Genomic DNA, 20,960 nt, shown 5'->3' on the forward strand with positions numbered 1-20,960 from the left:
GGTACTAAGATATAGAATCAGCCTCCGATACTGAAAATTAAAGAGTTATTATTAACAAATTTTTACGAATGCATTAGCAATTAATTTGGATCAGCTTGGGATACTTTTACAATCAAAGAATTAAAAGTGTTATGATTAATTGCCTCAGGAACTGTTATTTTTTAGTATTAATACTGTTTTCAGCTACGATCTATGCTCAAACTTCTATTTCAGAGGGCTTGAAAGGGAAGGTCAATGCTGACGGTAATAATGTCGAAGGTATTTATGTGATAAATCTTAGAAGTGAAAAGGCGGTAATTACAGATTCAGATGGTTATTTTGATGCGAAAGCAAAACCGGGCGATACATTACTTTTTTCGGCTATTCAATATAAAAGTGTGAAAATTGTTCTTAAAGAGGAGGATTTTAATGAAACGCTCCTTTTTGTTAAAATGCGACCTGTTATGAATGAACTTCAGGAGGTTGTTATCAAAAGATATAATACTATTAATGCTGTTGCTTTAGGTATCGTTCCTGCAAATCAGAAAAAATATACGGTAGCAGAGCGGAGGTATGCTACAGCTAGTTCTTCTCGCTTGAATCCTATGGGATTTGATCCTGTATTAAACCTGATATCAGGACGTACAGCAATGCTGAAAAAGGAATTAGCCGTTGAGAAAAAATTGTTTTACATCAACCTGCTCGATGATATGTTTGATGAAAATCATTTTTTAAACACACTTAAAATCCCTAGTGAATACATCAAAGGCTTTGAATACTATGCTGTTGATAATGAAAAATTCACTAAGATTTTGGAGACTAAAAATTATGTTACAACAGAGTTTTTGTTGAGTGAATTAGCAGTTAAGTATAAAGTAATAATTGCCAGTGAAAGCAAATAACACTATTTTTTTATTTCTAGCCTTATTACTATCTCAATACACTATAGGACAAACTCTGTATAGAAAAAAGATTAGTGGTAAAGTGTCGGTTAGTTCTCTTCCTGTTAATTCAGCTAATGTGACTAATCTTAATAGTAAACAAAATACTGTGACTGATGCTAACGGAAAATATACTATCGAAGTTCGAGAAGGTGATGTTTTACATATTTCAGCGGTTAATGTGATAGCAAAGGAGTTGATTATTACAGATAAGATATTTTCTGATGGATTTTTTGATATTGCAATGGATTATGTAAATATTCAGCTAGACGAGGTTGTAATTGCAGAAGCTTCAAAAATAACTGCCGAGAGTGTTGGAGTTATACCTTATGGTCAAAAGCGTTACACACAAGCAGAGCGACATTTGCAAACAGCGGGTGATTTTAAACCAATTATGCTATTGGGATTACTTGGAGGATCGATGCCTTTGGATCCGCTGATAAATAAAATAAACGGAAGAACTAAACGGCTTAAGAAGTTAGTTGTTCTTGAGGCAAAAACAGCCTTATTCGGCACTTTGGATAAGCATTTTGATGATAGTTATTATACAAAAAAATTGAAAATCCCATCTGAATATATAGAAGGATTTAAGTTTTACATTGTAGAAAACGATACATTTGTTTCCTACTTAAAAAATGATGATTTGGTGATGGTACAATTTTTACTAATTGAGCATGCCACTACTTATTTAGAAATAATTAAACGTGAAAATTTATAAATTTTATTTTTCCTTTCTGTTGTTATTTGTTCAAAGTGTTAGCGCGCAAAATAGTGGAGCAATTGCGCTCCAAGGACGTATTGTGGTTGACTCGATTGCTGTAGAAACCGTGAACGTTCTTAATGTAAATACTAGTAAAGCTACCGCAACTAATTCAAGCGGAACTTTTACTCTCTTTGTAAATGAGGGAGATGTTTTATTTTTTTCTGCTGTAAATCTTGTAACTTTACAAAGACGAGTTTCCCAAGCAGATATAAAGTCAGGAACGATATTTGTGCAAATGAATGCTAATAGTATTCCTTTGAAGGAGGTAATTATCAACGAAAATGCACAAATTAACGCAGAAGCGTTAGGAATAGTTTCTGCAAATCAAAAGCATTACACGCCTGCTGAACGCAAATTATATACTGCCCGTTCTGGTTTACTTGATCGTCCTTTAAATTGGATTTCTGGGAGAACAGCAGAGTTAAAAAAAGGTGTTGTTGTCGAAAGAAATCAGCGAGCACTTAGTAAGATGGAATATCTTTTTGAAGAGAAATATTATGTCGAGACTCTAAAAATACCTGCAGATTACATAAAAGGGTTTCAGTATTATTGTATTGAAGATGCCGAGTTTGTAACGGCAATGGAATCTAAAAATAAAACGCTGTGTATGTTTTTAATTATTACACTAGCCAAAAACTATAATAAAATAACTTTTTATGAAAACTAAAATTACAATTCTTTTTTTATCACTTTTTGCTCAATATGGTTTTGCTCAAATAACAACAAACAGAGTGTTGAAGGGGCAGGTACGAAATGATTTAGCTCCTGTCGAAAACGTAATCGTTTTTGATGTAAATTCAAAAGTAGGTACAGTAGTCAATCAATACGGTTATTTTACCTTATCTGCAAAAGTTCAAGACACACTAGTGTTCTCTAGTTTGACTTTCAAGTCAAAGAAAATCATCCTTAAGGAGGAGGATTTTATCAATAATGTTTTAATTGTAAACTTAGAAATCTTTACCAATGAACTTTCGGAAGTTTTAATTTTGGCAAAAAAAGAACTAAACCCAATTCAAGGAGGTACTCAAAAATATGTAGATATGAAATTTTTTGGAGACGAAAAGTCCACACCAAAGAATCAAGCGTTTCAACCACTAATTGATATGGAAAATGGAACGGATTTTGTTAGGATATATAAAGATATTATCAAGGTATTACGAAAAGATAATCCTAAGAAAACAGATTTTTATAAAGAAACTAGCTTTTCAGAATTGGCTTTATCTACTGTCAACTATTCTTTTTTCTCTAACACTTTAACGTTAAGTGATGATGAAATTAAATTATTTCTTGTTTTCTGTGAAAATGACCCTAAGTCTAGAACAGTAATGAGTCCATCTGATCAATTCAAACTAATGGATTTTTTAATTACTAAAAATAGAGAGTACAAGAAGATTACTGAATTAAAAAATTAATTATTTCTCTGTTCGAGAAATTGCAAATAAAAGATGAATTAGTAAACTGATATGAAAAAAAGATTTTTATACTTATTTCTCGGAAGCTTGTTGGTATTGACCACAGCATTTTCTGTACACAAATTTTATATGGGTATTTTTCAAGTGAATTATGCTCCTGAGAAAAAAATGTTAGAAATTACCTCTAGGATTTTCATAGATGATTTAAATAAAGCACTTGAGAAAAAGTACAAGAGAAAAGCATTCCACATAGGAACAGAAGGAGAGACTCCAGAAGAGGTAGTCTTGTTTAAAAAATATTTAGCTGAAAACTTCACCATTAAAATAAATGGGCAGACAAAACCAATCATTTTTTTAAGCATGGAAACAGCTGAGGATGATGTGCTTGTTTGTTACTCTAAAAGTATTGATGTTTCTAAAATTAGTACAATAGAAATTCACAATTCGATTTTGATAGATTGGAGTTCGGAGCAGCAAAACATTACACATATTACCGCATTTGGTACTAAAAACAGTATACTCTTTACGGATTCTTCAAGAAACGGAGTGTTAAAATTTTAACAAAAGGCAACTCTTTTAGTAAAAATTATTATTTTCACGGACTGAAATAACTATAGTTTTATTTATGAAAAAAATAACCTTCCTACTTTTTCTTCCTGCGCTCTTATTCGCACAAGAAAAACCAACCAAAGTCGCTCCTAAACAACAAGGAAAGTACGACACCAACAAGTTCAGCCAAATGTACGATCTATTAGCAACGCCTAATATGTTTCGTAACGCTGCTGGAGCTCCTGGACCAGCTTATTATCAACAACAAGCCGATTATAAAATCGACATTGAGTTAGATGATAAAAATTCGAAATTAACTGGCGCTGAAACAATTACCTACCACAATAATTCACCAGATAGTTTAGAGTACTTATGGGTTCAGCTAGATCAAAATCAAGCTGCGAAAGACTCTGAAACTCCTCTAGCAGAAAGTGATAGAATGACGCAAACTTTTCCTGCGGCTGGTTTTGCTGATAAATTCTTGAAAAAAGATTTAGAGCGTGGCTTTAATATTGAAGCAGTGAAGGATGTTAAAGGAAATGCAATGTCCTATACTATTAATCATACAATGATGAGAATTGATTTAGCGACTCCATTAAAACCGGGTACGTCAATATCATTTAATATCAAATGGTTTTACAACATCAATAACTACCAGAAAGAAGGTGGGCGTTCAGGATATGAATTGTTTGAAAAAGATGGTAACAAAATCTATGTAATCGCACAGTTCTATCCAAGAATGGCAGTTTACAATGATGTTGAAGGTTGGCAAAATATGCAGTTTTGGGGAAGCGGAGAGTTTGCTTTGCCATTTGGTAACTTTGATGTAAATATCACTGTTCCTGCTGACCACGTTATGGAGGCAACTGGAGATTTAATGAATAGAAGTGAAGTTTTTACTCCTGCACAGGTTAAAAGATGGGAGCTTGCTGAAAAATCTTTTGACAAACCAGTAGTTATTGTAACTCAAGCGGAAGCAGAAGCAACTGAAAAAGGATTTTCTAACAAGAAAAAAACATGGAAATTTTCTGCTAAAAACGTAAGAGATTTTGGAATTGCAACTTCAAGAAAATTTATCTTAGATGCAATGGCAGTAAAGTTGAGTACTAAAAATGCAATGGCTGTTTCTATTTATCCTAAAGAGGCAAATCCGCTTTGGGGAGAAACGTCTACTATTACAGTCGCTCATACTTTAAAAAGTTATTCAGCGCATACCTTTGATTATCCTTATCCAAAAGCAGTTTCAGTTTCTGCTGAAGACCAAGGAATGGAATACCCTATGATTTGCTGGAACTTTGGTCGTCCTGACGAAAACGGAGTTACATCTGAGCAAACTAAAAACGGAATGATGGGTGTAGTTATTCACGAAGTGGGTCACAACTTTTTTCCAATGATTGTAAATTCTGATGAGCGTCAATGGACTTGGATGGATGAAGGTTTGAACTCTTTCATGGAATACATGGCGGAACAAGAATTAGGAACTAATTTCCCTTCTAGACGTGGACCTGCTAAAAACATTGTTCCTTACATGAGTGGAGATCAAAAATTCTTAGAGCCTATTATGTCTAATTCAGAGACGATAATGCAGTTTGGTAATAACGGTTACGGAAAGCCAGCAACAGCTTTAAATATATTGAGAGAAACTGTGATGGGTAGAGAATTGTTTGACCATGCGTTTAAAGTATATGCAAACCGTTGGAAATTCAAGCACCCTACTCCAGAAGACTTTTTTAGAACTATGGAAGATGCTTCTGCAGTAGATTTAGATTGGTTCTTTAGAGGTTGGTTTTATTCTACTGATTTTGTAGACATTGGAATAAATGATGTTAAGCAATATTATGTCTCTGAAACAGCTTCAGAAGAGTTAAAAAATGCAAAAGTAAGAAGAGGCCGTTTTGGACAAGATCCAGGACCTTTTGTTTATTTGATCGAAGAGAATAATGCAGTTTTGAAAGCGAATCAAAAGAAAGGCTTGAAAGTAGATGAGGTTAAATTACTTTCTGATTATATGAAAACACTTTCTGCTGAAGAAAAAGGAACTTTAAAATCTCCTAAATATTTCTACGAAGTAGAATTCAATAAGCCAGGTGGTTTGATTATGCCAATCCTTGTTGAGTTAACTTATGAAGATGGTACTACAGAGAACTTTAAATATCCAGCTCAAATTTGGAGAAAAGGTAATGACACTGCTAGAAAAGTATACGCTACTGAAAAAGCAATCAAGAAAATCCAAATTGACCCTAAGTTAGAAACAGCAGATATAGATGTTACTAATAATACTTGGCCTAAGCAAGAAGTTAAATCTAAGTTTGAATAATCGACTATAATTATAGATACTAAAGACCCTTTTTTAAGGGTCTTTTTTTTATGAAAATTTTAAAAGACAAGTTTTTATAATTTGGTATATTTGCAACAACAAAAACAAAGAAAATATGTTCGGCATAGGAGGAGGAGAGTTAGTTTTTATCATGTTTATTGTATTAATGCTTTTTGGTTCGGATAAAGTACCAGAAATGGCGCGTACGATGGGGAAAGCTATGGCTCAGCTAAAAAATGCTACTAACGATATCAAAAGTGAGATCCAAAAAGGAGCTGAGGCTAATGGTCTTGATACAAAATCCTTGTCAGATATGACTGGAAATATAAACTCTCAGATTACTAAAGCCAAAGAGGATTTAATGGGCGATTCTGTTGTTCAAGCTAACAAGATCAAAGAGGATATTGATGATGCTATAGGTCCAGTAAAACGCAGCAGATAATGCTAGATAGATTACTTTCTTTAGACAGTCGTTTACTTGTATTTCTTAACGGTTTAGGATCAGAAAATTTTGATGGGCTATGGCTTATAATTACAAAGCAACAGTATTGGACTCCATTTTTTCTACTATTATTGTACATAATTTATAAAAAGATAGGCACTAAGCAGTTCTTGTACGTCATTTTATTTATTACGCTTATTTTAGTTTTTACGGATCAAATGACAAACGTTTTTAAAAACGGTTTTCAGCGTTTACGACCTTGTAATAGCCCCGATATAAATACCGTTATTAGAATTGTAAAAACGAGTGGTTCATACAGCTTTTTTTCAGGACATGCCGCTAACAGTATGGCAGTAGCAACCTTTATCTATTGTCTGCTAAAGTCTCAATTTAAGCATCTTTATTTGCTGTTTTTGTGGCCTTTGGTATTTGCCTATAGTCGTATTTACCTGGGATTACACTATCCAATTGATATTTTATGCGGATACTTATTTGGAGTTTTCTCTGGTTGTACTTTTTATAGATTGCATCAATATTTTCAAAAAAAGTATTTTCCAATATAGTTTTTAGGAGCTATTCCAGCTATCCTTTCAATCTTATATCATAAAATTATTTTTCAATAACAATAAAGGAGCTTCCGTTGGTCGCTCTTTTTTGTTTAGAAAAATTACATTTTATATCATAAGGATTTCCAGTCTCAACTGGGCTACGCGATTATATTTTAAAAACAATATAGGTGTTTACAATACGCGACTAACGGTAAGTCCGTCACGTATGGGAAGCAAAACAGTTTCAACTCTTGGGTCGTTTTTTAATAATGCATTATATTCAAGTAAAACTTGAGTACTCGTATCATTTTTTTGAAGTGGTTCAAGAACTTTACCGCTCCATAACACATTGTCAGATAATATTATTCCTCCTTTATTCATTCTAGGAACAATCAGTTCCCAATAGTTCAAGTAGTTTTCTTTATCAGCATCTATAAAAACCAAGTCAAATTTGATAGCTAGAGTAGGAATAATGTCAATTGCACTACCCAAATGCTGGAAGATTTGTTTTCCCCAAGGTGATCGGTCAAAATGTTTGCGCTGAAAGTCTACCAGCTCCTCCTTGATATCAATCGTGTGTAGCTGACCGTTATCTTGCATTCCTTCGCACAAGCACAACGCTGAGTATCCAGTATAGGTTCCAATTTCTAATATATTTTCGGGACGAATTAATTTAGCTAACATACTCAAAACTCTGCCTTGAAAATGGCCGCTGAGCATTCGAGGTAAAAGTATCTTTTGGTAAGTTTCCTTGTTTAGCGCCGCCAGTAAAGCGGGTTCTTTTTCAGAATGTTGCTCGATATAGTCTTCTAATTCGGGTGATATGAAATGCATCTTATATTTTTTGTCAAAGTTATTAAATTATCAAAACATCAAACGAGCATTTATGCGAATTGATGAAATAATTCAACAAATAGTCATTAAATTTGCAGCATGGAAATCGATAAAAAGGACATTAGAGCTTTATCAAAAGAACAATTGCGCGAATTTTTTGTTACCAACGGAGACAAATCCTTCCGTGGTAATCAAGTTTACGAGTGGTTGTGGAGTAAAGGGGCACATAGTTTTGAGGACATGACTAATCTTTCAAAGGAAACACGCACCATGCTTCAGACTAATTTTGTGATCAATCATATTAAAGTCGACACCATGCAACGATCCGAAGATGGTACTGTGAAAAATGCCGTTCGTTTACACGATGGTTTAGTAGTAGAATCTGTTTTGATCCCTACTAATACCAGAACTACAGCTTGTGTATCAAGTCAAGTAGGTTGTAGTTTAGATTGTAATTTTTGTGCTACTGCTAGACTTAAGCGTATGCGTAATTTAGAACCAGCCGAAATTTATGATCAAGTAATTTCTATAGACAAGGAAAGTCGCTTGTATTACAATCATCCTCTATCTAATATTGTTTTTATGGGAATGGGCGAGCCGTTAATGAATTATAATAATTTATTAAAAGCAATCGAGATGATTACTTCGCCAGAAGGACTGGGAATGTCTCCTAAACGTATTATGGTTTCGACCTCAGGAATTCCTAAAATGATCAAGAAATTAGCTGATGATGAAGTGAAATTCAAATTAGCGGTTTCTTTACATTCCGCTATAGATGAAATCCGAGCACGAATAATGCCTTTTAGTGCTAATTTCCCTTTGGCTGATTTAAGAGAGTCATTGGAATATTGGTATAGGAAAACGAAATCTAAGATTTCTTACGAATATGTTGTTTGGAAAGACATCAATGACAATAAAGAGTCTATTGACGCATTAGTTAAATTTTGCAAGTACGTTCCTTGTAAGGTGAATTTGATTGAGTATAACCCAATTGATGATGGTGAGTTTCAACAAGCCTCTGAGGAAGCTACAAATGCCTATATCAAAGCATTAGAAGCAAGTGGAATCGTGGTTAAGGTAAGAAGAAGCAGAGGAAAAGATATTGATGCTGCTTGTGGTCAACTAGCAAATAAAGAAGTTTAATTTGATTTAATAAAAAAAGCGCTCTAGTATTCAAACTGTATACTAGAGCGCTTTTTTTATTAAAGAATGATTCTTATTTTTTCAAATGAATTTCTCTCGTTTCTCCATTAATTGTAATAGTAGCTAAGTCATCACATTCACCTTTTCCAAAGTCGATCAGACCTTCTTTTTTATTCAAACCGTCCTTATCTGTTTTTATGAAATTTTTAGTTCCGCTAACTGGGAAAGGCAATTCACAAGCCATCACAAAACGCAACGGAGTTTTGATAGTTGCGGTAAATTTACTTCCATTTGGAAAGGTAGTGATATGATAGCCCCATACTAAGTAAACATTGTCTTCTAATAAGAATTTAGTATCAATACCCTCAACTAATTCTCTTACTCGAGTTCCTATTCTGCTGTATTTTCTACCATCGGCAAAAGTTACCGTCATATCAATTGAATTTGTGAAAACAGGATGTGCTGTAGATAATAGATCGCTGGTTTTGACAGTGCTGGTGATGGTTCTTGACCCTTCAATTAATTTATTATTGTGATAGAATTTCACAAACGAAATTGAAATTGATTTAGTAAGTTCTGAAAAATTTCTTGAGGCACTAACTGTAATCTTCCCTTTTACTAAATTTCCATTTTGAAGTGTACATCCTTCTGTACCAAAATCAATGGTGCGAGTCCAAGTATCATTAGTAACAACAATTGTAATTGTAGCGCATGCAGGCAAGATACTTTTAACTGATTGTGTCGTTTTTAACGTTAAACTTTGTTGTATTGCGTACTGATCTTCGGCAACGTTACTCACGTCGTCAACTGCACCGTCAATATCTGCATCAGCAACAATGTCTTCACTTGTAATAGCTATTGATTCTTGTATTCCTTCATTAGAGCTGCAACTAACGAAGAAGGTAAATGCTATTAATATTAATGCACTAACTAAAATAATTTTTGATTTCATAGGATTTAATTTTTTTGGTTCTTTTTTTAAACTAGGAAAATGATTAGTAGTTAAATTAAATGATACTTTTTGTACTGTAATTTTCTATCAACAAATTTATGTATTTTTTACATTATTAATTATAATTGTTAAAATTATCGATAAAATACATTATTTAGTGTTAAATAGTAGGTAATTATTTATTGTGATTATAGCTGCTACAGTAAGGTTTTATGCATTAACAATAATTAGAAGTAGCTTTGTCATACCATTAAAAATAGTAGGAGTATAGTTCTATATAGCAAGTTAAATAAACAACTAGCGCTTTCTGCCTAGGCATAAGGGGAGCTGCTATATTTAATGTACTACAATGCCTTATGTTTTTAATAAAGGATTATGAACTGTTGAATATCTTAGTTAAGCAATTAGCTTTAAATTTGTTTTCTGAATCTGGAGGTAGTAGTTCAGTTGTGTATATTATTTATCAGTAAGTCGAAAATTTAATAGTGTCTTTATTTTAGTAAAAAGCGTAACTTTACAACCTAAATGAATGTCACTTCTCAAATAAAACAGCCCATCCGTAAAGAAATGGAACTTTTTGAAAAAAAGTTCTATGAATCGATGACTTCGCAAGTGGCTTTACTTAATAGAATCACCTATTACATCGTGAATCGTAAGGGAAAACAGATGCGTCCTATGTTTGTTTTTCTGACCTCGAAAATGGTTTCAGCAGGAGCGGTAAATGAAAGAACTTATCGAGGTGCCTGCGTTATCGAACTAATTCACACCGCTACTTTGGTCCATGATGATGTGGTTGATGATAGCAATCGCCGCAGAGGTTTTTTCTCTATTAATGCATTGTGGAAGAATAAAATCGCTGTATTGGTCGGCGATTATTTGCTGTCCAAAGGATTATTGCTTTCTATCGATAATGGTGATTTTGATTTACTTAAAATCATTTCGGTAGCAGTTCGAGAAATGAGCGAAGGGGAGTTACTTCAAATCGAAAAAGCTAGAAGGCTAGATATTACTGAAGATGTTTATTACGAAATCATTCGAAAAAAGACCGCTACACTTATTGCGGCTTGCTGTGCTCTCGGAGCTAAATCTGTTATTGAAGATGAAGCGCAAGTAGAGAACATGCGGAAATTTGGTGAACTCATAGGAATGGCATTTCAAATCAAAGATGATTTATTTGATTATACAGATGAAGCTATTGGTAAACCCACCGGAATCGATATTAAGGAACAAAAAATGACGCTCCCGTTAATTCATGTCTTAAACACCTGTACTGCAAAGGAAAAGTCTTGGTTGATCAACTCAATTAAAAATCATAATAAAGATAAAAAAAGAGTGAAGGAAGTGATTACTTTCGTAAAAGACAATAACGGTTTAGTCTACGCCGAAAATAAGATGACTGAATTCCAGCAAGAAGCCCTTTTATTGCTGAATAATTACCCTGAATCTGATTTTAAAGATGCATTGATTCTGATGGTCAATTACGTTATTGAAAGAAAAAAATAGCTCTGTTTTGTCATTTTGAAGAAGGAAGAAACTCAGCGATCGTTTTTTTTTAAATAATTTATTACAACTCCATGCAACCTTTTTGCGTTTGCAATCGTCTATACTCATAGAAACCCTTTATAGCAACATTGAAAGTAATAAACTTACATCAGGAAGAAAAAGAAATGATTCAGCTGGCTGTCGAAAACAATCGTCAAGCACAGCAACAAATCTATTCTCGGTTTTCACCAAAAATGTTAAGTATTTGTCGTTTGTACGTTAAAGATTTGCAGCAAGCTGAAGATATTATGATTACTTCTTTTATGAAAGCGCTCTCGAACTTAAAAACTTTTGAACATAACGGAAGTTTCGAAGGATGGATTAGACGGATAATGGTAAATGAATGTATTTCTTTCCTACGCGTGCACAAAAAAGTTAGCTATATAGAAGATGCTTTTTATCTAGAAGAAAGTACTGAAATCGATGCATTCGATTTGGAAACAGAGGATATTCAGTTAATGATTGATAATTTACCAGATGGTTATAAAATGGTATTTAATCTCTATGCAATCGAGGGTTACAAGCACAAAGAAATAGCGGCGATGCTCGGAATCAATGAAGGAACTTCCAAATCGCAGTTGTCACATGCGAGAAAAATTTTGCAACAGCAAATTAATGCAACAAAAAAGTTTGATTATGGAACCAAATAAGTTCGATTACAACATAAAGGAAAAAATGGAGGCAAGAACCATTGCGCCTTCTGCAGTGGCTTGGGAGAAATTAGAAGCAATGATGCCTCTTGTAGAGCAACCAAAACGGAAAGTTGCTTGGTTATATATCGCAGCAAGTTTTACTGGACTGCTTATTGTAGGAACTATTTTCTTTCAAAATTTTGAAACCAATATAGTTAAGAAAAATATCCCTTTAGTTTTAGAACAAAGCGAAAGCAATGATCGTCCGAAGGAGTTAGAGTTGGTTAAGGAAACACCTGTGGTTTCGAAAAAAGGGAGTAATACTAATCAATCAGGAATTCAAGTAGTTGCAGCTAAAGGATTTCAACGTGAGAAAGCAACTAATGAGAAGAATCGAACTTCTGAGCCTTTAGTAACTAATTTAGTAAATGAAGAGCAAAATCCAAGTAGTGGTTTAGTGGATAAAAGTAGGGCAATAGCAAGCAGAAATTTATACATATCGGCAGCCGAATTATTAGCTACTGTTTCCAATGTAAAATTACAAACCACTGCTACTGAAAGGATAATTGAAGTCCCGCAACAAGGTTACAAGATAAATCCCAATAGTTTATTGTCAAATGCAGAGACGGAGCTAAATCAAACTTTTAGGGAGACTACATTAAATAAGTTGAGTAAAAATTTCAATAGTATAAAAACGGTTTTAGTCAATAGAAATTACGCAGAATAATAAAAAATCAATCATCAATCAAAAATCGGAAATCATGAAAAAAATTATTTTAATTACAGTATTGTTTTTAGTGGCCGCCGTGGCTCAATTAAGCGCGCAAGAAAAAGGAAGTTATAAATCCCTTTTAGATTGGTCCTATTGGCAATCTGATCCAGTTAAGTATGAAATGAGTCTAGAAACTCCTTCGGAAGTTAGCGGCCAAAATATTTTTAGTATTAAATCTGTCGTAAGTAAAATTGATAAGTTTGGGACACTAATGAACACTATGAAATCCGACGATTATAAGGGTAAAACAGTTAAAATGACTGGTTATATAAAAAGTAATAATGTGAAAAAATGGGCCGGACTATGGATGCGCGTAGATTATTATGGAACAGCTGTTTTAGCATTTGATAATATGCAAAATAGAGGGGTTAAAAGAACAACTGATTGGGCAAAATACGAAGTAGTATTGTTTGTACCTCAAGAAGCTACATCCATTTCTTATGGTGTTTTATTAGATGGAACAGGTCAAATTTGGTTTAAAGATGTGAATTTTGAAATTGTAGACGATAGTGTTCCTGAAACTGGTCCGAATAAAGGAAGAGATCATAAAGTACTATCATTTGAAAAGAGAGCAAAAGCAATTGCTAGTGAAATAAATAGAATTACTGAAGAAGAGAAAAATGCATTAAAAGCAGATATAGAGGCAATTGATAAAGATCTTGCTAGTGCAGTTATTACCAAAGAAAAAGCAGATGAACTTAAGCTAGAGAAAGCTAAAGTTCGTGCGACTGCAATCGAGACACGAGTTACTTTAGAACAAAAAAAATTGAATCAATTAGTTCAAGATAAAGTGAATGGAAAGGTCTTCGAAGAAAAAGATACTCGAAGTGGTGGTAGAACGATTATTATGGGTAATAATAGTGATGAGATTGGAGAGCGTCAAACAGAGATTAATATTACTTCCATGAAAGTTTACAATGGCCAAGAGGATAAAGAGGATCGCCAGTCAAAACGAACCACAAGTCAATTAGTTTTTGCAACGGGATTAAACAATCTTGTTACAAATGGTTCGGTAAATAAATCTGATTTTAGGTATGCGGGATCTCATTTTTATGAATGGGGATTAACCTATAATACGAGACTTATTGATGATAATAATTTGTTGCATGCAAAGTATGGTTTATCGGTGATGTATAATAATTTACGACCTACTAATAATCGCTTCTTTGAGACTAGCGGGGATCAAACTATTTTACAATCTAACACAATTAATCCTGCTGCAAATAGTATTCGTATCGATGAGGCTCGTTTAAGAAACGTCTATTTAGTGCTACCGCTCCATTTAGAATTTGATTTTTCGGGAAAAACGGTAAAAGAAGATCGTACGTATTTTAAAACACATCAATCATGGCGAATAGGTTTTGGGGGTTACGCAGGAGCTAGGTTAAAAACGAAGCAAATTTTAGAATACCAAATCGATAACAATGACGTTACTGCAAAATATAAAGGAGGCTACAATACGAGTAATTTTATATATGGTTTGAGTTCCTATGTTGGTTACGGAGCTACGAGCCTGTATGTGAAATATGATTTGAATCCATTGTTTAAAGACAACGTGCTGAAACAAAATAATGTTTCTCTTGGTGTACGATTTGATTTCAATTAAGAGAATTTTAATTAGTTGGTAAACCCTTTCAGATAATAAATCTCGAAAGGGTTTTGCTATTTAAAAACTTTGTAACTTTGACTTTTTATAACTTTTACCCAAAATTAAATTGATTTCTAAAGCTACTATTGATACTGTTTTTGAAACTGCTCGTGTTGAGGAGGTTATTGGTGATTTTGTACAATTAAAGCGAGCAGGTAGTAATTTTAAGGGATTAAGTCCCTTTTCAGATGAACGCTCTCCTTCATTTATGGTCTCTCCTGCCAAAGGAATTTGGAAAGATTTTAGTTCAGGAAAAGGGGGCAATTCTGTTGCGTTTTTAATGGAGCACGAACATTTTACCTATCCTGAGGCGATACGCTACCTTGCAAGAAAATACAATATCGAAATTGAAGAAACAGAATTAACAGACGCAGAAAAAGCAAATACCGATATTCGTGAAAGTATGTATTTAGTTTCAGAGTTTGCCAAAGACTATTTTTATCAAACGCTTTTAAAATCTGAAGAGGGTAAGGCAATTGGTCTTTCGTATTTTAAAGAGCGAGGATTTACAACTGAAACAATAGAGAAATTTAGCTTGGGATACTCACCAGAGTCTTGGGACGCTTTTACAAAAGAAGCTTTAGGTAAAGGGTATAAATTAGAGTTTTTAGAAAGTACTGGCTTAACGATTCCTAGAGAGGATAGACCATTTGATAGGTTCAAGGGCCGTGTAATGTTTCCTATTCAAAGTATGTCAGGAAGGACTTTAGGTTTTGGAGGTCGTATTTTAAGCAATGATAAAAAAGCGGCTAAATACCTCAATTCACCTGAGAGTGATATTTACCATAAAAGTAAAGTACTTTATGGGATCTATCATGCCAAGCAGGCTATTGCCAAAGAAAACAACTGCTACCTTGTTGAAGGATATACGGATGTGATCCAGTTTCATCAATCTGGAATCGAAAATGTAGTATCCTCATCTGGAACGGCATTAACACCCGATCAAATTAGATTAATTAATAGGCTCACTAAAAACATTACTGTCTTATTTGATGGCGATGCTGCTGGATTGCGCGCTTCTATTCGTGGAATCGATTTGATTTTGGAGGAAGGAATGAACGTAAAAGTCTGTTCTTTTCCTGACGGAGAGGACCCGGATAGTTTTGCTAAGAAAACATCGTATGATGACTTGGTAGCGTATCTGGATGAAAACGCAAAAGATTTTATTCAGTTCAAAGCTTCACTTTTGATGAAGGAGGCGAAAAATGATCCAATCAAAAAAGCAGATTTGATCAGAGATATGGTGGTGAGTATATCTAAAATTCCGGATCGTATTCAGCGAGAAATTTATATTCAAGAATGTTCGCGCATCATGGATATTAGTGAGCAAGTTTTGCAAAGTACGCTGGCGCAATTGGTTCAAAAAGATTCTGCAGAAATCGTTAAAACCGAAAAGAAAGAACTTGAGAAAAAAGCCTTTGAAGTAATAAAAAATGGTAATCCTGTCGATGGCCAAAAAGTAGATATATTATACAGATTGGAACGAAAAATTATAGAAATTTTATTGCTTTACGGGAATAAAACCGAACAGTTCGAAGATGTAATGATGAAATCTAATGACGACGGCGAAATTGAACACGTAATCGAGTTCAACGAGTATAAAGTCTTTCATAGGATTTACTTAAGTCTACAAGAAGATGAGGTAGAGCTTGCGAATCCTTTGTTTAGAGAGTTATTTAATGACTTAATTAACTTTTACCTACAGAACGAGAGTTTTAACTTGGAGCAATACCTAATGCATTTACAGCCTGATTTTGCACAAGAAGTAACTGATATTCTAATGGAGGACGAGCGCTTAGTAATGCACAACTGGGAAGGTCAAAATATTTTTCCTAAATCTAAGAACGATACGATCAGTCAAAATGTATCAGAGACCATACTTACTTTAAGATGGTATTTGGTTGGTAAAATCATTGATGAATTAAAAAGCTCCATATTACCTGATACAGATAATACGGAGCCTATGACTCAAATAAAAGACTATAATGAACTCACTCGTGCCTTTTCTAAAAAGTTAGGTCGAGTAATGTCTCGTTTTTAATTAAACGATTTCTAGTGTTTTAGCTTTGTTTACTAAATCAACGAGGTTAGTTACATTTAATTTTGTAAGTAAACGTAATTTGTACGTACTAATCGTTTTTTCGTTAAGACCAAGAATGTCTGCTATTTCGTGATTTTTCTTTCCACCACTTAAATAACGTAAAACCTCGACCTCACGGTTTGATAGTTTTCTGTACAAACGTTCGCTTTTACTTTGTTTAGCAATTAGTGCAAGATTCTTCTTAACAGTTTCATTCATGATAATCTTACCTTGATTAACTTTTATGATTGACTGCCCTAAAGTTTCTAGCTTTTCTTGTTTGTGTACATATCCAGAAACGCCGGCTTTGATGGCATTAGGAGCATATATCTGTTCAGATAGTCCACTAAAAATAATGATTTTGGTTTTCGGGAAGTTTTTCAAAATAGATTTAACTTCAAAAATACTTGAAAGTCCTTCAAGTTCTAGGTCTAATACTAAGACATCAATGTCTTTTGTAAGTAAGATATCGCGAATCATCAAAAAGCTACCTACGTTGGCAACTATTGAGATTTCAGCGTGTTCTTTAAAATAAGATTTTACGCCAAAATGTACTACGGGGTAATTATCGGCAAAACAAACTTTTATCATAATAATTAATTTTTTTTAGTTGTTTGTTATTAATCATCTCTAAATTTAGTGAAAAAAAAATTATTATTACTAAAATTCCTTATAAATTAAAATTAGTAACGATTAATTTTACAAACGGGTATTGCATTCATTTTATGTTGGTTGGTGGTATTTAATTTTTTGTATATATCATATACTTGCTTTTGTCTTTCTGTAAAGTCATCTATAGACTTTCCTGATTCAACAGATAACATAGCCCATTCAAGTTCATCATACGATGCGCCTAGTTGGTCTTCGTCTGTTTTTTCATTTCCATATAATCCATCTGAAGGCTGTGCTTCTAAAATCGATTGAGGTACTTGTAGATGAGCAGCAAGTAAAAAAACTTCTGATTTCATTAAATCAGCAATTGGACTGAGATCTACTCCTCCGTCTCCATATTTAGTGTAGAATCCTACGCCAAAATCTTCTACTTTGTTACCTGTTCCAGCAACTAATAAGCCCTTTACTCCAGCAAAGTAATATAAGGTAGTCATTCTTAGTCTAGCTCTAGTATTCGCAAGAGTTAAACTAAGTTTGTTTTCGTCAAAATCTTGTGAAATCGTCGATTTAAATTGCTCAAAAAGAGTAGTTAAATCTGCTTCAGTACTTGTTACATTTTTAAAACGCTGTTTTAATTGCGCAATATGCTCCTTTGCTCTATTTACATGACTAGCATGTTGGTGAATGGGCATCTCGACACACAAAACATCCATTCCAGTTTGTGCACACAAGGTAGAAGTGACGGCTGAGTCAACTCCGCCTGAGATACCAACAACAAATCCGTTCACTTTTGCGTTTTGTGCATAATCCCTTAGCCAATTGACAATTTGATTATTTACTTTTTCGATCTGAATAGAATTGTTTTTAGTCATAAATAGTTCAAGTTTTCGAAGCTAGGGATGTATATTTGCAAAAAATATAATAGAGTTTCTCTTTAATACCTTGTTTTGTAGGTGCAAATTTAATTAAAATATAATGAAAAAGTGTCTAATTTTGTTTATACCCTTGTTTTTTTTGTCTTGTAATCAAAAAAGTAAGCAAGAATCAGCTATTGCTAATGTGCCAATAGAAATAGATGTAGTTCGGTTTGATAAGATTTTTTTCGAAACACCCCCGAGCAAGTTAGCCGAAATTAAGCGAGAGTTTCCATTTTTCTTTCCCGAGGGTAATGATGATGCGGTATGGATCGAAAAAATGCAAAATCCGCAATGGAAAGAACTTTATGCCGAAGTACAAAAAAAATATGCTAATATCGAAACACTACAAACGGATTTCGAGACTCTTTTCAAGCATATTACTTATTATTACCCTAAAACTAAAGTTCCAAAAGTAATTACTGTTATCTCTGAAATGGATTATGAGAACAAAGTTATCTATGCAGACAGCCTAGTTATTGTATCTCTAGAAATGTATTTAGGAAAAGAACATAGGTTTTATCAGTTTCCTAACTATATTAAACAAAATTTTGAACCCAATCAAATTATGCCAGATGTAGTATCTAGTTTTTTTACAACAGTTGCACCACCTAATTTAGATAAAAAATTACTTTCTAGTATGATTTATGCTGGGAAGGAACTTTATATGAAAGATTTGTTTTTACCTGAGGTTGCTGCAAATGAAAAAATTGGGTATACTGAAGATCAGATGATTTGGTGCAAAGAAAACGAAAGTTATATCTGGCGCTATTTTATAGATAAGCAATTATTATATAGTGATGATCAAAAATTAATCCCGCGTTTTATTAATCCCGCTCCATTTTCAAAATTTTATTTAGAAATTGACAATGAGTCACCTGGTAAAGTAGGCGCTTATATAGGTTGGCAAATTGTTAACTCATATATGCAAAACAATGAAGTATCTTTGCAGCAATTATTAAAAATGAATGCTCAAGAAATATTTGAAAAATCAAAATATAAACCTAAAAAGTAATGTCAGATAAAAATAGATCAGAAATTAAATTTCTAGTAGAATTAGACGAGAACCGTGTGCCAGAAAAATTATTATGGTCAGCACAAGACGGCGGCATTGAGTTAGCAGAAGCAAAAGCTATAATGTTATCAGTATGGGATAGTAAGGTAAAAGAAAGTATGCGAATTGATTTGTGGACTAAAGAGATGCCAGTAGATGAGATGAAAATTTTCTTTCATCAAACCCTAGTTGCCATGTCAGATACTTTTTTCAGAGCTACAGGCGATGAGAAAATGGCCGATACAATGAAGGATTTTTGTGAATACTTTGCAGAAAAGCTAGAGTTGAAAAAAGAGTAAATTATTCCTGTAAATCAAAAAAGCGCAAAACTTATTATTTGATAAGTTTTGCGCTTTTTTTATGTTTAAATTGGTTAAAACTGACTATTGTTTTTGTTGACTTCTTGATTTACCTCTTCAATGTAGCCTAATAGCTCTTCCTTACCTAGTGATTCTGTTGCTGATGTTACGAAGTAATGTGGCATCTCTGCCCAATTATTGGCAAACATATTCTTTTTATAAGCAGCAATATGAGAGTCAATCTTTACTTTACTAATTTTATCTGCCTTGGTGAATATAATACAAAACGGTATTTCACTTTCGCCCATGTAACTCATGAATTCAATGTCGATAGCTTGTGCTTCATGACGAATGTCAATTAAAACAAAAGCACACACTAGTTGCTCTCTTGTTTCAAAATAATCGGTTATAAACTGTTGAAATACAGATTTAGTTTTCTTGGATACTTTTGCATAACCATAGCCCGGTAAATCGACTAAAAACCAATTATTATTAATTAGAAAATGATTTATTAATTGTGTTTTTCCTGGGCGACCAGATGTTTTTGCTAACTTTTTTTGATTAGTCAACATATTGATCAAGGAGGACTTACCTACATTTGATCTACCTATAAAAGCGTATTCAGGTAAAAAGTCTTTTGGACATTTACTTACATCAGAATTGCTGATAATAAATTCGGCGGTATTGATTTTCATATAATATTTATTGATATCTACTCGAAGTACAACTACAAATTAGTTTTTGTAAGCCACTCCTCTAACAAACGATTAAATTCGTCAGGATGTTCCATCATGGCTGCGTGCCCACATTTGTCGATCCAGTAAAGGGTAGAGTTAGGTAGTAATTTTTTGAACTCGGTTGCTACATCAGGTGGTGTAACCTTATCGTTTTTACCCCAAATTATACAGGTTTGCACGTGCATCTTAGGTAAATCTTTGGCCATGTTGTGTCTAATTGCGCTTTTGGCAATTGTCAATGTTTTAATCAGTTTTATCCGGTCATTTACAGTAGCATAAACTTCATCGATTAAGTCCGGAGTTGCTATTTTAGGATCGTAAAAAACATCCTCTGCTTTTTTCTTAATGTACTCATAATCACCTCGTTTTGGGTAACTATCACCCATCGCGCTCTCGTACAAACCAGAGCTTCCGGTGATAACTAATCCGGCTACTTTTTCCGGATACATTTTTGTATGGTATAAAGCAATATGTCCTCCTAACGAGTTCCCCAAAAGAATCACTCGGTCAAAACCTTTAAAAGTGATAAAGTCCTTGACGTATTTAGCAAAACTTTTAACATTCGTTTTTAAAAGACTTTGTGAGTAAATAGGTAGGTCCGGAATAACTATCTTGTATCCTTTATCAGAAAAGTAACTTGCAACACCATCAAAGTTACTAAGTCCTCCCATTAAACCGTGAAGTATCACGATAGGAGTGCCTTCGCCTGCTTCGTAATAGCTGTATCTACCCTCTTTTTTATAGTTTTTATCCATCTTTTTGACTGCGTATTTTCAATTTTCACAAATAT

General features: G+C 33.6%; 22 protein-coding genes. 16 read left to right on the top strand and 6 right to left on the bottom strand.

The window, feature by feature from the left end; translation table 11 throughout:
- Positions 1–131: 131 nt before the first annotated feature.
- The 8 genes from H8R22_RS05215 (at position 132) to H8R22_RS05250 (ending at position 6,966) form a co-directional block, all read left to right on the top strand.
- Positions 132–881 carry a peptidase associated/transthyretin-like domain-containing protein gene (locus tag H8R22_RS05215; protein WP_222616879.1) on the top strand — a complete coding sequence of 250 codons (750 nt, stop codon included), beginning with the start codon at positions 132–134 and terminating at the stop codon, positions 879–881.
- Positions 868–1,638 carry a peptidase associated/transthyretin-like domain-containing protein gene (locus H8R22_RS05220; RefSeq protein WP_187008612.1) on the top strand — a complete coding sequence of 257 codons (771 nt, stop codon included), beginning with the start codon at positions 868–870 and terminating at the stop codon, positions 1,636–1,638. The genes H8R22_RS05215 and H8R22_RS05220 overlap by 14 nt, the downstream gene beginning before the upstream one ends.
- Positions 1,625–2,350, top strand: a complete 726-nt coding sequence (locus H8R22_RS05225; protein WP_187008611.1) for a peptidase associated/transthyretin-like domain-containing protein — start codon at positions 1,625–1,627, stop codon at positions 2,348–2,350. The genes H8R22_RS05220 and H8R22_RS05225 overlap by 14 nt, the downstream gene beginning before the upstream one ends.
- The gene (locus H8R22_RS05230) at positions 2,340–3,095 is read left to right on the top strand and encodes a peptidase associated/transthyretin-like domain-containing protein (RefSeq protein ID WP_187008610.1); all 756 of its coding nucleotides are present in this window, start codon (positions 2,340–2,342) and stop codon (positions 3,093–3,095) included. Before H8R22_RS05225 ends, H8R22_RS05230 begins: the two co-directional genes overlap by 11 nt.
- A gap of 51 nt (positions 3,096–3,146) precedes the next feature.
- Positions 3,147–3,656, top strand: coding sequence for a DUF6702 family protein (locus H8R22_RS05235; protein ID WP_187008609.1), 510 nt, complete (start codon positions 3,147–3,149; stop codon positions 3,654–3,656).
- 64 nt (positions 3,657–3,720) lie between these two features.
- Positions 3,721–5,961, top strand: a complete 2,241-nt coding sequence (locus tag H8R22_RS05240; protein ID WP_187008608.1) for a M1 family metallopeptidase — start codon at positions 3,721–3,723, stop codon at positions 5,959–5,961.
- A gap of 115 nt (positions 5,962–6,076) precedes the next feature.
- Positions 6,077–6,403, top strand: coding sequence for a Sec-independent protein translocase subunit TatA/TatB (locus H8R22_RS05245; protein ID WP_187008607.1), 327 nt, complete (start codon positions 6,077–6,079; stop codon positions 6,401–6,403).
- Positions 6,403–6,966 (top strand): phosphatase PAP2 family protein, encoded by a 564-nt coding sequence (locus H8R22_RS05250; protein ID WP_187008606.1) that lies wholly within the window; start codon positions 6,403–6,405, stop codon positions 6,964–6,966. Before H8R22_RS05245 ends, H8R22_RS05250 begins: the two co-directional genes overlap by 1 nt.
- A gap of 177 nt (positions 6,967–7,143) precedes the next feature.
- On the opposite strand, the gene H8R22_RS05255 is transcribed toward H8R22_RS05250, so the two are convergent.
- On the bottom strand, positions 7,144–7,785 hold the full coding sequence (locus H8R22_RS05255) for an O-methyltransferase (RefSeq protein WP_187008605.1): 642 nt from the start codon (positions 7,783–7,785) through the stop codon (positions 7,144–7,146).
- A 99-nt stretch (positions 7,786–7,884) separates the two neighbouring features.
- Between H8R22_RS05255 and rlmN the strand changes: the two genes are divergently transcribed.
- Positions 7,885–8,928 (top strand): 23S rRNA (adenine(2503)-C(2))-methyltransferase RlmN, encoded by a 1,044-nt coding sequence (gene rlmN / locus H8R22_RS05260; RefSeq protein ID WP_187008604.1) that lies wholly within the window; start codon positions 7,885–7,887, stop codon positions 8,926–8,928.
- A gap of 73 nt (positions 8,929–9,001) precedes the next feature.
- Here rlmN and H8R22_RS05265 read toward each other — a convergent pair whose 3' ends face one another.
- Positions 9,002–9,880: a hypothetical protein gene (locus H8R22_RS05265; RefSeq protein ID WP_187008603.1), complete on the bottom strand. Its 879-nt coding sequence runs from the start codon at positions 9,878–9,880 to the stop codon at positions 9,002–9,004.
- A gap of 525 nt (positions 9,881–10,405) precedes the next feature.
- Here H8R22_RS05265 and H8R22_RS05270 point away from each other — a divergent pair.
- The 5 genes from H8R22_RS05270 (at position 10,406) to dnaG (ending at position 16,515) form a co-directional block, all read left to right on the top strand.
- The gene (locus H8R22_RS05270; protein ID WP_187008602.1) at positions 10,406–11,383 is read left to right on the top strand and encodes a polyprenyl synthetase family protein; all 978 of its coding nucleotides are present in this window, start codon (positions 10,406–10,408) and stop codon (positions 11,381–11,383) included.
- A 128-nt stretch (positions 11,384–11,511) separates the two neighbouring features.
- Positions 11,512–12,072, top strand: coding sequence for an RNA polymerase sigma factor (locus H8R22_RS05275; protein ID WP_187008601.1), 561 nt, complete (start codon positions 11,512–11,514; stop codon positions 12,070–12,072).
- Positions 12,059–12,781 carry a hypothetical protein gene (locus H8R22_RS05280; RefSeq protein WP_187008600.1) on the top strand — a complete coding sequence of 241 codons (723 nt, stop codon included), beginning with the start codon at positions 12,059–12,061 and terminating at the stop codon, positions 12,779–12,781. Before H8R22_RS05275 ends, H8R22_RS05280 begins: the two co-directional genes overlap by 14 nt.
- Before the next feature lie 34 nt (positions 12,782–12,815).
- The gene (locus H8R22_RS05285; protein WP_222616878.1) at positions 12,816–14,432 is read left to right on the top strand and encodes a hypothetical protein; all 1,617 of its coding nucleotides are present in this window, start codon (positions 12,816–12,818) and stop codon (positions 14,430–14,432) included.
- Between the two features lie 109 nt (positions 14,433–14,541).
- Positions 14,542–16,515 carry a DNA primase gene (gene dnaG, locus H8R22_RS05290; protein WP_187008599.1) on the top strand — a complete coding sequence of 658 codons (1,974 nt, stop codon included), beginning with the start codon at positions 14,542–14,544 and terminating at the stop codon, positions 16,513–16,515.
- Here dnaG and H8R22_RS05295 read toward each other — a convergent pair whose 3' ends face one another.
- Together H8R22_RS05295 and nadE are read right to left on the bottom strand one after the other, a co-directional pair.
- The gene (locus H8R22_RS05295) at positions 16,516–17,145 is read right to left on the bottom strand and encodes a response regulator transcription factor (RefSeq protein ID WP_187008598.1); all 630 of its coding nucleotides are present in this window, start codon (positions 17,143–17,145) and stop codon (positions 16,516–16,518) included. It lies immediately after the preceding gene.
- Between the two features lie 92 nt (positions 17,146–17,237).
- A complete protein-coding gene (gene nadE / locus H8R22_RS05300; protein ID WP_187008597.1) occupies positions 17,238–18,038 on the bottom strand; it encodes an NAD(+) synthase in 801 nt (266 codons plus the stop codon).
- 103 nt (positions 18,039–18,141) lie between these two features.
- On the opposite strand from nadE, the gene gldB reads away from it, so the two are divergent.
- Positions 18,142–19,095 carry a gliding motility lipoprotein GldB gene (gene gldB / locus H8R22_RS05305; RefSeq protein ID WP_187008596.1) on the top strand — a complete coding sequence of 318 codons (954 nt, stop codon included), beginning with the start codon at positions 18,142–18,144 and terminating at the stop codon, positions 19,093–19,095.
- Positions 19,095–19,433: a gliding motility protein GldC gene (gene gldC, locus H8R22_RS05310; RefSeq protein ID WP_187008595.1), complete on the top strand. Its 339-nt coding sequence runs from the start codon at positions 19,095–19,097 to the stop codon at positions 19,431–19,433. The genes gldB and gldC overlap by 1 nt, the downstream gene beginning before the upstream one ends.
- 74 nt (positions 19,434–19,507) lie before the next feature.
- Here the strand turns inward: gldC and yihA are convergent, their stop codons facing one another.
- On the bottom strand, positions 19,508–20,128 hold the full coding sequence (yihA, locus tag H8R22_RS05315; protein ID WP_187008594.1) for a ribosome biogenesis GTP-binding protein YihA/YsxC: 621 nt from the start codon (positions 20,126–20,128) through the stop codon (positions 19,508–19,510).
- Positions 20,129–20,160: 32 nt separating this feature from the next.
- Positions 20,161–20,925 carry an alpha/beta fold hydrolase gene (locus tag H8R22_RS05320; RefSeq protein WP_187008593.1) on the bottom strand — a complete coding sequence of 255 codons (765 nt, stop codon included), beginning with the start codon at positions 20,923–20,925 and terminating at the stop codon, positions 20,161–20,163.
- Positions 20,926–20,960: the final 35 nt, after the last annotated feature.

Origin of the sequence: Flavobacterium kayseriense (assembly GCF_014305095.1) — a bacterium.
GTDB classification, from domain to species: Bacteria; Bacteroidota; Bacteroidia; order Flavobacteriales; family Flavobacteriaceae; genus Flavobacterium; species Flavobacterium kayseriense.